Annotated in this window: 11 protein-coding genes; 9 read left to right on the top strand and 2 right to left on the bottom strand. The window is 49.4% G+C overall.

Features of this window, described 5'->3' with window-relative positions; genetic code table 11:
- Positions 1–123: 123 nt before the first annotated feature.
- Positions 124–1,374, bottom strand: coding sequence for an MFS transporter (locus B157_RS0111570; protein ID WP_020603487.1), 1,251 nt, complete (start codon positions 1,372–1,374; stop codon positions 124–126).
- A gap of 351 nt (positions 1,375–1,725) precedes the next feature.
- Between B157_RS0111570 and B157_RS0111565 the strand changes: the two genes are divergently transcribed.
- The 9 genes from B157_RS0111565 to B157_RS0111530 all read left to right on the top strand — a co-directional run bounded on the left by B157_RS0111565 (position 1,726) and on the right by B157_RS0111530 (position 11,793).
- Positions 1,726–2,859, top strand: coding sequence for a Gfo/Idh/MocA family protein (locus B157_RS0111565; protein WP_020603486.1), 1,134 nt, complete (start codon positions 1,726–1,728; stop codon positions 2,857–2,859).
- A gap of 12 nt (positions 2,860–2,871) precedes the next feature.
- Positions 2,872–3,162 carry a four helix bundle protein gene (locus B157_RS37420; RefSeq protein WP_245565062.1) on the top strand — a complete coding sequence of 97 codons (291 nt, stop codon included), beginning with the start codon at positions 2,872–2,874 and terminating at the stop codon, positions 3,160–3,162.
- 259 nt (positions 3,163–3,421) lie between these two features.
- On the top strand, positions 3,422–4,567 hold the full coding sequence (locus B157_RS0111560; protein ID WP_020603485.1) for a Gfo/Idh/MocA family protein: 1,146 nt from the start codon (positions 3,422–3,424) through the stop codon (positions 4,565–4,567).
- Between the two features lie 26 nt (positions 4,568–4,593).
- A complete protein-coding gene (locus B157_RS35130) occupies positions 4,594–5,025 on the top strand; it encodes a four helix bundle protein (protein WP_245565061.1) in 432 nt (143 codons plus the stop codon).
- A gap of 88 nt (positions 5,026–5,113) precedes the next feature.
- On the top strand, positions 5,114–6,166 hold the full coding sequence (locus tag B157_RS0111550) for a sugar phosphate isomerase/epimerase family protein (protein WP_020603483.1): 1,053 nt from the start codon (positions 5,114–5,116) through the stop codon (positions 6,164–6,166).
- Between the two features lie 105 nt (positions 6,167–6,271).
- On the top strand, positions 6,272–6,820 hold the full coding sequence (locus tag B157_RS36820; RefSeq protein ID WP_020603482.1) for a GIY-YIG nuclease family protein: 549 nt from the start codon (positions 6,272–6,274) through the stop codon (positions 6,818–6,820).
- Between the two features lie 99 nt (positions 6,821–6,919).
- Positions 6,920–8,590, top strand: a complete 1,671-nt coding sequence (locus tag B157_RS0111540) for a putative maltokinase (protein WP_020603481.1) — start codon at positions 6,920–6,922, stop codon at positions 8,588–8,590.
- 170 nt (positions 8,591–8,760) lie between these two features.
- Complete coding sequence (gene glgB / locus B157_RS0111535; RefSeq protein ID WP_020603480.1) at positions 8,761–10,800, top strand: 1,4-alpha-glucan branching protein GlgB; 2,040 nt, start codon at positions 8,761–8,763, stop codon at positions 10,798–10,800.
- A gap of 219 nt (positions 10,801–11,019) precedes the next feature.
- Positions 11,020–11,793 carry a hypothetical protein gene (locus B157_RS0111530; protein ID WP_020603479.1) on the top strand — a complete coding sequence of 258 codons (774 nt, stop codon included), beginning with the start codon at positions 11,020–11,022 and terminating at the stop codon, positions 11,791–11,793.
- Positions 11,794–11,894: 101 nt separating this feature from the next.
- Here B157_RS0111530 and B157_RS0111525 read toward each other — a convergent pair whose 3' ends face one another.
- Positions 11,895–12,857 carry an alpha-E domain-containing protein gene (locus B157_RS0111525; protein ID WP_020603478.1) on the bottom strand — a complete coding sequence of 321 codons (963 nt, stop codon included), beginning with the start codon at positions 12,855–12,857 and terminating at the stop codon, positions 11,895–11,897.
- Positions 12,858–13,072 lie beyond the last annotated feature (215 nt).

Genomic DNA, 13,072 nt, shown 5'->3' with positions numbered 1-13,072 from the left:
TTTAATCGGCCGCTCGTAATTAATTGATTTTTAATTGCGTATGCAGCAAAACGCCCTGTAACCAGTTGGGTACAGGGCGTTAAGTTTTTTAACTAGTCGCAACCGTCATGATTACGACTGCTGTTACAACTGAGGTTGTTCCAGCACTAAGCTTTCGTCAACGTGGCCCGCTTTCTTGTTGCGCATCCAGAACCACAGAGCCGTGAACGCAAAAATCAGGATAATCGGAAACGTCATCATGGTAGACAGAGTAGCTTGCCCGGCTGCTAATTCCAGTGCTGATCCGCTAAGACCTTTTGCTGCTTGTTCAGCATGGTCTTCATCAATCCATCGCCCAATAAAGGGCTGAAAAATAGACGTTGACAGCATACCTACCCCACCAATGATAGACATTCCTAACGCTCCGCTTAATGGAACTCGCTGGGCAACAAAGCCGATCATAGTTGGCCAGTTAAAACACACGCCAAGACCGAATATAACGGCGGCCAAATAGGCTATTGGGCCAGTAACGGTACTGAACATGTAAATACCGATGGTGGCAAGAACCGCACCCCCAAGCAAAACGCCCGTCTGACCAAATTGTGCTACAACCGGACCGGTGAAAAGCCGGCCAATGGTCATTACGCCGAAGGTTAGGGCTAAAACCAGCATGGCATCCGCTCCGCTGCTGCTTAACACAACGGCTACCCACTGGTTGGGACCAAATTCAGTAATGGCTGTCAGGGCCATGCAACAGAATAGTGCGATGTACAGAGGGGTTAACATGGCCTGGAAGTTTTTTGCCAATGACGTAACACCCTCCACTTTTGGCCTGGGGAACGCCTGGCCGAAAAACAGGAACGCATACACAATGGTCGGCAACATAAGTACCCAAATCTGCGTCTGCCAGGAGGAACCTGCATCCGTCATGAATTTGGATATTAAACTACCAATAACAATACCCCCTGGGAACCACATGTGAAACCGGCCCAGCATTTTGTTTAGCTTATTGCTGGAATACATATCGGCAATCATTGGGTTACAGGCTGCTTCGGTACAACCATTACCGAAGCCGATGAAGAATGTTGAAAATAACAGACCTGTGTACCCACCCGCATAAATAGTCAGTAAAATTCCCAGTGTGTGTGCCACCACAGCTACCTGCATAATTATTTTAGGCCCTACCGTGTGGTAAACGAGACCCCCGATGATCATCGAAATAGGGAAGCCAAAAAAGAACATCGAATTGATGAAGCCTAACTGCTCCCCAGTTAAACCAAATTCGGTGCCTAGTTGCGGCAAAATACCGGCCCTGATACTAAAGGAAAAGGCCGTAGTGATAATGGCCAGGCAACTAGCCAAAAAAAGCCGTGACTGATTAATAGATTGATTCATGTTCTGCGAGAGGGGATTTAGTGGTTATTAGTGTATCAACGAGCAAAAGACGAAAGGCGGGATAAACTCACCACCCAACAGCTGTTTTTGTGCAAAATTTCCGAAAAATAAGAGAAAACTGCTAATTTTCCGGCGCAGGAATACGGCTTGAGGTGTAATGTCTATGGTTTTATGGCTACGTGAAGCGGTTCAATTGCCTGCATACTAACTGGCTCAGGCCGCTCCGTGCCACCATAAACGGTAAATCTTAAACTATAATTGGTAAACCGATTTACAGTAAACTCCCCCCCGTGTTCCCCTTTTCTTACCTGTTTACACTCAACTTAACTACCTATGCATAGAAAACTAAGAATGGGCATGGTGGGTGGCGGACTGGATGCCTTTATTGGTGCCGTTCACCGCCGGGCCGCTGGTTTCGACGGCGAAATTGAATTGGTCTGTGGCTGCTTCAGTTCATCGCCCGACAAATCGAAGGCAACGGGACATGCCCTCTATTTACCCGAAAACCGCGTCTACACTTCCTTTGAGGAAATGATTACGACGGAGAAATCCCTGCCCGAAGGTGAACGGATGGATTTTCTGTCCATCGTGACGCCCAATCACATGCACTTTCCTCCTGCCAAAATGGCGCTCGAAAATGGCTTCCACGTGATGTGCGATAAACCCATGACGCTAACGCTGGACGAAGCGAAAGAACTGGCCGACATCGTGGAAATGTCGGGGCTGGTCTTTGGGCTGACCCACAACTACACCGGCTATCCGATGGTGAAAGAAGCCCGTGCCATGATCAAGAACGGTATCTTGGGCGAACTTCGGAAAGTAGTGGTCGAGTATCCGCAGGGATGGCTGTCGAAGAAAGAAGAGGATAACAATTACAAGCAGGCTATCTGGCGGACCGACCCGGCCAAATCGGGTGCGGCCGGGTGCATGGGCGACATTGGAACCCACGCCGAAAACCTGGCCGAGTACATCACCGGCCTGAAAATTACCGAACTGTGCGCCGACCTGACCAGCTTTGTTCCGGGCCGTCAACTCGATGACGATGGCAATGTGCTGCTGCACTTTGAGGGCGGTGCCAAAGGCGTTTTGCACGCCAGTCAGATTGCCAACGGCGAGGAGAATGCGCTGAAAATTTATGTGTATGGTGAACTTGGCGGGCTGGAATGGCATCAGATGGAGCCGAATACGCTTAAATATAAAACCCAGGAAGGCCAGCGAATTATCCGCCCAAACGTAGGCACTCTGTCGGAGTCGGCCAAAGCGCACTGGCGCATGCCCGCCGGTCATCCCGAAGGATTCTTTGAAGCGTTTGCCAACCTGTATCGCAACTTTGCCTACGCCGTCAAAGCGCACATGGAAGGCCGCGACCCCGACCCATTGTATGACTTCCCCGGCGTGGCCGACGGTATTCGCGGACTGGCGTTCATCGATACGGTTATTGCCTCGAATAGTACCGAAACGAAGTGGACGAAGTTTATTCAATGAGTGAATGAATGGATGAGCGAAAGAGCGATAGAATACGACGGAGACAAAGGGAATGACCAGTTAAGGGAGCCTGTGGCAGACTACACCACCTTCTCGAAGAGTCAATTTCTGGATGATATTGAGCGTCGGCTAAAACAGCACATACTTCGATGCGTGAAAGTTTGTCGTACGCTACCGGTCGATTTTGATGCTCAGCACTTCGGTCGTCAACTCGTTCGCTCCTCCTCATCAGCCGCTACCAACTTTAGAGCTGTTCGGCGGGGACGAAGTCAAAAAGAGTATTACGCTCGAAGAACTGGATGAATCTCTATTTTGGCTTGAAACGCTTGCTGCCATCGAAATTATATCCTAATCCCGTCTAGCCGATTTGATTGACGAAGGTTATCAATTACTTAAAATTTTATCTAAATCCCGTAAAACAGTGAGCGACTGACAACAAAGAATGAAAGAGTGAAATCGGACCGCCGAAGCGGAATGAAAGAGTGGCTGGCGCGATATAATTTCGCCCTTTAAACGGCTCTTTCACTCTTTCACTCTTTCACTCTTTCGCTCTTTATAATTCATGCAAAAAATTAACATCGGTGTTGTTGGCACCGGATTCATTGGTCCTGCGCACATCGAGGCCCTGCGTCGCTTACCCAATACGAATGTCCTCGCCCTCTGCGAAGTAACGCCCGAACTGGCCCGGCAGAAAGCCGACCAGCTGGGCATCGAACGGTCCTGTACGTTTGAGGAACTGCTGGCGATGGAAGACATCAAAGTGGTTCATATCTGTACCCCTAACTTCCTGCACTATTCGCAGTCGAAAGCGGCTCTGGAAGCTGGTAAGCACGTTGTGTGCGAAAAACCCCTGGCCAAAGACTTGCACGAAGCCGAAGAACTAGTGAAACTGGCAAAAGAAACCGGACTGGTCAATGCCGTCCATTTCAATCTGCGCTATTACCCACTCGTTCGGCAGATGAAAGTGATGCGGGAGCAGGACGACCTGGGCGAAGTATACTCCATTATTGGTTCCTACTTACAGGACTGGCTGTTTTATAATACCGATTACAACTGGCGGCTCGAACCCGATAAGTCGGGCGACTCGCGGGCTATTGCCGACATTGGCTCTCATCTGATGGACAGTCTGGAATACATTACGGGGCTGAAAACCGTGGCGGTCATGGCCGATTTCAACACGATCCATAAGGTGCGGAAGAAGCCACTGAAACCCGTTGAAACGTATTCGGGCAAAATGCTTCAGCCGGAAGACTATGCCGATGTGCCCATTAACACCGAAGACCACGCCAACGTGCTGCTGAAGTTCGACAATGGTAACCGGGGGGTCATTACCGTGTCGCAGGTAGCGGCAGGGCGCAAAAACCAGATGAAGCTGGAAATTGCCGGTTCGAAGAAAACCTACGCCTGGAACTCCGAAGCACCCAACGAAATGTGGATTGGTAACCGCGATGGGGCCAACCAGTCGTTCATGCGCGACCCGTCTCTGGCGCACCCCGAAGCTCGCTCGGTTATCTCGTTTCCCGGTGGTCATAACGAAGGATTCCCGGATACCTCGAAGCAACTATTCAAGGAGGTGTACGATGCGGTGGCAGCGGGTAAACAACCCGAAAATCCAACCTTCCCTACGTTCGCCGATGGCTACCGTGAACTGCTCATCTGCGAGAAAATTCTGGAAAGCAACCGGAAGCAGGCGTGGGTGGAGGTTTAATGATGAATGATTGACTGAGTAACAGAGTGAAAGAGCGTATGGACGATGACTGTGTAGATGAATGGCAGATTTGTGAGCCTTTAACGAACTACGAAACGTTTACGAAAGGGCAGTTCTTAGAGGATATAGAACGCCGTTTACGGCAATTCATGCTGCGTTGCGTTAAGGTTTGTCGTACGTTGCCAAGCGATTATGACGCTGCTCATTTTGGCCATCAACTTATTCGGTCTTCGTCATCAACAGCGGCTAACTTTCGCGCTGTACGACGTGGTCGAAGTAAAAAAGAATATTTTGCCAAGCTCAGTATTGTCGTTGAGGAATTGGACGAATCACTTTTTTGGCTGGAGACCCTCACTTTAACAGGATTCATTCCTGAACACCGCCTTGCCAGCTTGGTTAATGAAGGCTATCAATTACTTAAAATTTTATCTAAATCCCGTAAAACAGTGAGCGACTGATCTAAAGAGCGAAAGAGCACATCAGTGAATGAATAAGGCCGAATGGCTTTCACTCATGTGCTCTTTCGCTCTTTCGCTCTTTATCCTTATGAAAACAATGAAAGGTCCGGGCATATTCCTAGCCCAATTCCTAGGCGATGAAGCCCCGTTTAATTCGCTTGGCTCTATTGCCAGATACATGGCCGACCTCGGCTATAAAGGGGTTCAGATTCCCACCTGGGACCCGCGCATGATTGACCTGAAGCAAGCCGCCGAAAGTCAGACCTACTGCGATGACTACAAAGGAAAGCTGAAGGAAATCGGCGTGGAGATTACCGAACTGGCTACGCACCTGCAAGGCCAGTTGGTAGCAATGCACCCGGCTTATATGGCCATGTATGACGGATTCGGTCCCGCCGAGCTGGCGGGTAAACCCAAAGACCAGCAGGCCTGGGCTACCGATCAACTGATCATGACGGCTAAAGCCAGTAAAAATCTCGGTCTGAAAGCCAGTCCTTCTTTTTCGGGAGCGCTGTTATGGCCGTTCATGTATCCGTGGCCCCAGCGTCCGGCGGGTTTGGTCGAAACGGGGTTTAAGGAACTGGCCAGCCGCTGGATGCCCATTCTGAATGCTTACGAAGATGCGGGTGTCGATATCGCGTTTGAACTGCACCCCGGCGAAGACCTGCACGATGGCGTTACGTTCGAGATGTTTCTGGAGCAGGTAAATAACCACCCGCGTGTGGGCATCAACTACGACCCCAGCCACTTTGTGTTGCAGCAACTTGATTACTTACAGTTCATTGATTTTTACCACGACCGCATTTTTGCTTTCCACGTTAAGGATGCCGAATTTAATCCCACGGGGAAGCAGGGCGTGTACGGCGGTTTTCAGGGCTGGGTAGAGCGGGCCGGGCGGTTCCGGTCGCTAGGCGACGGACAGGTCGATTTCTCGGGCATCTTCAGCAAACTGGCGCAGTACGACTACGACCGGTGGGCCGTGCTGGAGTGGGAATGTGCGCTCAAGCACCCCGAACAGGGAGCCGCCGAAGGTGCTCCCTTCATCGACAGTCACATCATCCGCGTAACCGAACGGGCGTTCGATGATTTCGCCGGTACGGGAAGTGATGAAGCCTTCAACAAAAAGGTGTTAGGGTTATAATGATCCCATAGAAGAAATGTTATTGACTGTTTCTGTTGTAGTGTCGGGTTATACAACCCGACACTACTTTTTTATCCATATACCAATAGCAACTACAAAAACAGGATGATCGATTTAAGAGGAGTAAAAGCGCGGTTGCTTCAGCAGCTTGAAGCAACAACCGAATCCATACGGGCTACAGAAATGCCTGCTTCGGTTGATTGTTGTGCGATGACTGCCGTAGAGATTAAAAATAAGGACTTAGTTGAGCAAAAGGCTTCTAAACTACCAAAGAAGGGAAGCCATATTTACTGGATTGAGGTCGATAAGCATGAAGAACTGTTGGAGCAATTCAGGAACAGGCAGATAACTGGTGACTTCAAGTTTGCACGGGACAACAAAAATACCAACAGCAACTACGTTTATATAGGCAGTTGTACCACTACAAAACTGGGTAGCCGCTTCAGGCAACACTGTGGACATAAAGACAATAAAACGTATTCATTACAACTAAGCAGATGGATTAGCGATTCAGAATTAGTCTTTACGTTTTGCTATTTCGAGATAGAAAATAAGGATCTAGTCCAGTACATAGAAGATCAGCTTCATAGCGAACTGAAGCCCTTATTTGGAAAGTCAGGTGGAAACAATAGAATACCAAAAGTGAGTGTATGAATACCTGATTACCAAAGTACAAATATTGGATTTTAACTCCCTTTCTGAAAACAATACGGGGCTAAAACGACTTGATTAAAGTAACCCCCGCATCTGCTTATGAACGAGACTCAACCCATAACCTTTAAAACGGCATGGTCTGAAAGTGCGCTGGATAGGTCATTCTGGTCAATGCTTACCCAGACTATTTTGCCGCCTTATGTAAATACCTGTCGCTGGTTTGCGGGAAAGGCCCGTCAGCAGACGGGGTTTTCCATACAAACGGTACACACGCTGCAATTGAGCGGTAGTGATGTGGCCTATCTGGCCATTCTGGAAGCCAGCTATGCCGATGGGGTACCCGAAAATTATCTCCTTCCTTTATCATTCATTCCTGATCCATCGGCAGAAAAACTCGCCGATATACCGGAGAAAGGCCGCATTGGCGAAGTCACGCTGGCGGGTCGAACGGGGCTTCTGATCGACGCTATCTATGACGAACGCTTTCGTCGGGCACTGTTTACGAATATCTACACGAACACTATCCTTCCCCAGGCTAGTGGAGAGATCGTCTTTAAGAGGGGTAAGGGCCTTGAGGAGGGTGATGGGGATTTGCCTTCACGGGTGCTGCCGGTCGATTCGAGTAACTCGGCGATGACCTACGGGGAAAAATACTTTCTGAAACTCTACCGGAAACTATTTCAGGAAACGAACCCGGAAGTGGACATGGTTGCTTTCCTGACCGATAAAAGCAACTTTTCCCATATCCCGGCTTTCGGGGGTAGCGTTATCTGGCAGCAGAGCGGTAGTGCCGATATAACCCTGGGCATGGTGCAGCGTATGGTGCCGAATGATAAAGACTCCTGGATGCAAACCGGAGATTACCTCAATGATTTTCTATACGGTGTGCCCAATCGAATGTTCTCCATTCGGGAAGACGTGTTCGATAAAGTAGAATTACTGGGTCGGAGAACGGGCGAAATGCACTGCGCGCTCTATAAACCGATCCGGGATGGCGAACCATCCAATGCGGCCTTTGCACCGGAACCCTTCACCGACGAGTACCGGGCCTTCATTATCAAACGGATTGAGGATTTGCTCGAAAAACGGTACGCGCTGCTGGTTGATAACTACACAAAACTCGATCCGCAGGCGCAGCGGCTGGCGTGGGTGTTTATGGAAGCAAAGGAAATGATTGAAAACTTCATTGCCGATTTCCGTACCCGGCCGCTCGAATCGCTCCGTATCCGGATTCACGGCGATTACCACCTCGGTCAGGTACTGGCTACGAGTAACGATTTTGTGATGATTGATTTTGAGGGAGAACCTGAAAGCACCATTACGGAGCGCAAAATCAAACACTCACCGCTGAAAGATGTGGCGGGTATGATCCGGTCCTATCATTACGCCGTTTCGTCCAAACTATTCAACTCGTCCGAAACGGAAGGGCTGGATGCAAAACACCTGGAGCGCGTATCGGACCGGTGGTTTTCGCTGATCCGAAATACCTTCCTGGATGCTTACTTGGATGTTTTTGGCGCACCTCATCCGCTGTTCAAGAACAACACAGAAATTAACTTTCTGCTGCTGATCTACCTGCTCGAAAAAGCGGTGTATGAGTTAGGCTACGAAATTAGCTACCGACCATCGTGGGTAAAAATTCCGCTAAAAGGTATTCTCAATGTAATCCGGGAGATAGAAAAAATCCGCCTGAGCGATGGCAGCGCAACGAATGATATTCCTATGCTGCAGACGAACCTGCTTCAACCAACCGCAGGGCAGGATAGTTAGCTTATGCGGTCGAACTTATTTCTCGCCTTGAGAACCTTTATTTCATGGCTATTTATGGATCATTTAAACAAACCATGTCTGGAATGAAGTAGTGTCGCTGTTAACCTGCTTTTTTTCTAACTTTCCGGCTTTCAAACCTTTGACCGACGGAATCCTATTCTATTTAACCTATGGCAAAACGCAAAACCACGGCGGCATCGTCTCCTGACTCTGAAACCGACCAGCCAGTAAAGGCGGCCCCCTCTAAGTCCCCCCAAAGTAAGGCTACGCAGGAAACGCTTCCGGCAGCAGTCGAAAGCAATCCTGATTCTGGCCATTACTCCCGATTTACGGATTTCGATATTCACTTATTCCGGGCCGGAAAACACCGTCGTCTCTACGAAAAGTTTGGCTCACACGTCATTGAACACAATGGCGTTAAGGGTACTTATTTTGCTGTATGGGCACCCTCGGCCCGGTACGTGTCAGTCATTGGTAATTTCAATGGCTGGGATAAAGGCAGCAATCCTTTGAACGTCCGGTGGGATTCGTCGGGTATCTGGGAGATGTTTATCCCGCACGTTGATCAGGGCGAGTCCTACAAGTATTTTATCGTTCACGAAGGTGGCCGTGAACTGGAAAAAGGGGACCCCTACGCCCATTGGTGGGAGGTACCGCCCAAAACAGCTTCGCTCGTCTGGAATACCTACTATGAGTGGAATGATCAGGAATGGATGGCTAACCGCCACACCAACAATGCGCTGAATGCCCCAATGTCGGTGTATGAGGTGCATATGTCTTCCTGGCGACGTGATCCCGGCAATCCCGAACGGGAGCTGACCTATGGCGAAATTGCCGATGCGATGGTGCCCTACGTAAAGGATATGGGCTTTACGCACGTAGAATTTATGCCGGTGATGCAGTACCCGTATGCCCCATCGTGGGGGTATCAGATTACGGGGTACTTTGCGCCCAGCAGCCGGTTTGGTACACCGCAGGAGTTCATGATGCTTATTGAGCGGCTGCACCAGGCGGGTATTGGCGTATTGCTGGACTGGGTTCCTTCGCACTTTCCCGGCGATGCACATGGCCTGTACGAGTTCGATGGGTCGCACCTGTACGAACACCCGGATAGGCGGAAAGGCTACCACCCCGACTGGAAAAGCTACGTATTCAATTACGAAAGACCCGAAGTACGTTCGTTTCTGTTGAGCAATGCCATGTTCTGGCTGGACCGCTGCCATGCCGATGGTTTACGGGTGGATGCAGTAGCCTCCATGCTTTACCTGGATTATTCACGTAATGCCGGGGAGTGGGAGCCAAATATATTTGGTGGCCGTGAGAATCTGGAAGTCATATCGCTCATCAAAGAAATTAACGAGGCTATCTATGTAGAATTCCCGGATGTGCAGACCATTGCCGAAGAATCAACCGCATTCCCCGGCGTATCACGTCCGGTGTACACGGGTGGTCTGGGTTTTGGTATGAAGTGGATGATGGGCTGGATGAACGATACGCTCCGGTATTTCGAGCGCGATCCGGCTTTTCGTAAATTTCATCAGGACGAGCTGACGTTCAGTACTGTTTATGCCTTTACCGAAAACTTCATGCTGCCCCTTTCGCACGATGAGGTGGTATACGGCAAAAAGTCGCTGGTAGGAAAGATGCCCGGCGATGAATGGCAGCAATTTGCTAATCTTCGGTTATTGTTCTCCTACATGTTTACGCACTCCGGCACAAAGCTCCTGTTTATGGGTGGCGAGTTTGGGCAAACATCGGAGTGGAAATTTGATGACAGTCTCGATTGGCATCTGCTGGAGTTTGGCCCTCACAAAGGCATGGCTGCCTGCGTGAAAGCACTAAACAACCTGTACCGGACAGAACCGGCTTTGTATGCCCTTAACTTCTCGCCCGATGGTTTTGAATGGATTGACACCACCGACCGTGAGAATACCGTGGTGACGTACATCCGTAAAAGTACCAACCCCGCCGATACCCTGCTTATTGTATTGAACATGACCCCCGTGCCCCGTACCAATTATCGGATTGGGGTACCGTCGGCGGGTTCGTACAAAGAACTATTCAATAGCGATGCTACGGAATTCTTTGGTAGCGGTATCAGCAACACGACACCCATCACGAGCGAAAATGAAACGTGGCACGGACGGCCACAGTCTATCCAGCTGAATGTGCCGCCATTGGGGGCTGTGGTGTTGAAAATGGAGAGTTAACAAATCTCCCCATAACGCACTGGTGATTTTAAGCAGGTTGCTTCCTCAGCCGTACGGAATACAGTACAGCCTGGGGAGAGCAATCTGCTTTGTCGTACAGGAGGAGCTGGTTCCATACAATAGAATGCCTGTTGGTCGCGGAGTGAAGCCCGTTCTTTCTTTTCGAATCAATCGGTAATAAACCTATCTTTACCCGCCTTAAATGCCTGTTTTGCCTGCATGAAGAAAATCCTCGTTGCCTTCTTACTGCTCATTTCCTTTGCCAGTATTGCCCAGTCGCCGGTAGCGGCCCGCCTTAGCAGCGGTTATGATGTAGGAATGGCTTATTCCGCCGGTCACTATAACCCGTCGATTTCCTATTATCAACTGCTCAATGTTGGCGAACAAAAGCTGTTTTCGTTCGGCTGGAATTTGCGGCTGGGCGCCTTTTACGGGGATAATCTTGATTACTACACGGCACCCGCCCGCCTGACGCGGGGCAAATCGGGGTTAGGTTCTATTGGTTTACCCCTTATACCGGCCAATATAGACACGGTTCATTATGATCACGTATCCATGACCTCGCTCAGTATTGGTGTTCGGGTAAAAGTTAATCTGGGGCGAGTGGATTTGGGTGCCAGTGCCGATCTGCTGGGGTTTACCTTCGGTAAATCACGTATAGGGCAGTATCAGTCATCAACGGGCCAGTTTGCTATCCAGTCAGCCTCCGGGGCCGATTCGCTACTGGTTCCGTTTCAGGGGGCAAACGCTTTGCAGAAATCTTCACCCAGTAATCTTAACGCGCGCCTGCTTGGCGACAATAATAGGGGAACCCTCTCTACCCAGGTATATGCCCGTATTCGCCTTACCCAGCGTGTTGGCATAAAGCTTGGTTATCAATGGCTTATTACCGAAACCTCCGTAGCTAATCGCGACGTTGTGGCCGACAACAACCGATTCCGGCATAGTGCGGGTATGGCTTACCTGGCGTTGTCTTTACCCATATTCCAATGATAGAATGATAGAATGGGCTGACTCAGGTAATCTACTATTCATTGAGGTGGCGGACCTTCCATTCTATCATTCAGTCACTCTATCATTCAACCATTCGCCCACTACACTTCTATCGGCTTCAGGTCAAAATAGGTTTGGAAGATGGCAGCACCAATTTCGTTGATGCGTGTCTGCAAATTATCCAGGTACTGGTGTAAACCCGCTCTGAAGATATCGGTAGTTTCGGTAAACTCAATGTCGGTGCGGAGTTTGGAGATTAACCGTTCTGCCGAATTGCCAAAGCCATTGGTGATATTATTACCCGAAATTTCGTAGAGCGACAGCTCTGCCTGCCGGATGCAGTGTCCTACTGCCCGGGGAAACATTCGGTCCAGAATCAGGAATTCAATAATACTCGATGGGGTTAGCGAGCGATACTGCTGCCGGTGCATGTTGTACGCACTCACCGACTTGAGCACGGCCGACCAGATCATCAGGTCGATGGTAGAGCCAACCAGTTCTATTTCAGGCAACAGCGTGAAGTACTTAACATCCAGAAAGCGGGATGTCTTATCGGCCCGCTCCATAAACCGGCCCAGCCGCCCAAAGTGCCAGGCCTCATTGCGGGTAATGGTGGCATCAATAATGCCGTAGAACAACTGCGTACTGTTTCTGATCTCTGTCAGAAAATGCTGCATTTGCCCCAACTCCCATTGTTGCCCGGGGTGGGTATCGCGCACGATCATATAAAACTGATTGAGGTGTTCCCACATCTCTTTCGAGATAACCTCACGAATGGTACGGGCATTTTCGCGGGCGTTACTCAGGCACATGAGAATGGAATTGGGATTCCGCTTATCAAACGTCATAAACTGAACAACATTCTCCCGCGTTGGCTGCTGATAATATTTCTTAAACAGGTCATTATCCGCCGTAGCGATGAGGAGTGGTTCCCATTGCTGATCTACATTAGGAGGAAGATCGAGGGCCAGATTGAAGTTTACACTCATAAAACGGGCATAATTTTCGGCCCGTTCAATGTATCGGTGCATCCAGTAAACAGAATTGGCAACGCGGCTAAGCATACGTTATAGAAGTTGAGTTAAAATGATGGGCAACCAACAAAAATAAGGATTTGGGTCGAACTGGCAAGATAATACGCGTTGCTTCGGGCTGAGTGCAAACTATTCATCGTTAAATAGAGTAATTTACGTTCAGTGCCGAAATTTATTTTTGCTTCTCTTATCACTACCCTGGTAAGATAAGGTTAGAAAATCGTTCCTTTACCCTTATAACCGTA

The organism is Spirosoma spitsbergense DSM 19989, assembly GCF_000374085.1.
Classification (GTDB): domain Bacteria; phylum Bacteroidota; class Bacteroidia; order Cytophagales; family Spirosomataceae; genus Spirosoma; species Spirosoma spitsbergense.
Note: the sequence above shows the minus strand (reverse complement) of the source record. Positions and strands in the feature narration are given on the sequence as shown.

Coding starts and splice junctions, on each gene's coding strand:
- B157_RS36820 (WP_020603482.1), top strand. CDS start 6,272: ATGATCGATTTAAGAGGAGTAAAAGCGCGGTTGCTTCAGCAGCTTGAA.
- B157_RS0111525 (WP_020603478.1), bottom strand. CDS start 12,857: ATGCTTAGCCGCGTTGCCAATTCTGTTTACTGGATGCACCGATACATT.
- B157_RS37420 (WP_245565062.1), top strand. CDS start 2,872: ATGAGCGAAAGAGCGATAGAATACGACGGAGACAAAGGGAATGACCAG.
- B157_RS0111540 (WP_020603481.1), top strand. CDS start 6,920: ATGAACGAGACTCAACCCATAACCTTTAAAACGGCATGGTCTGAAAGT.
- B157_RS0111550 (WP_020603483.1), top strand. CDS start 5,114: ATGAAAACAATGAAAGGTCCGGGCATATTCCTAGCCCAATTCCTAGGC.
- B157_RS0111530 (WP_020603479.1), top strand. CDS start 11,020: ATGAAGAAAATCCTCGTTGCCTTCTTACTGCTCATTTCCTTTGCCAGT.
- B157_RS0111565 (WP_020603486.1), top strand. CDS start 1,726: ATGGGCATGGTGGGTGGCGGACTGGATGCCTTTATTGGTGCCGTTCAC.
- B157_RS0111570 (WP_020603487.1), bottom strand. CDS start 1,374: ATGAATCAATCTATTAATCAGTCACGGCTTTTTTTGGCTAGTTGCCTG.
- glgB (WP_020603480.1), top strand. CDS start 8,761: ATGGCAAAACGCAAAACCACGGCGGCATCGTCTCCTGACTCTGAAACC.
- B157_RS0111560 (WP_020603485.1), top strand. CDS start 3,422: ATGCAAAAAATTAACATCGGTGTTGTTGGCACCGGATTCATTGGTCCT.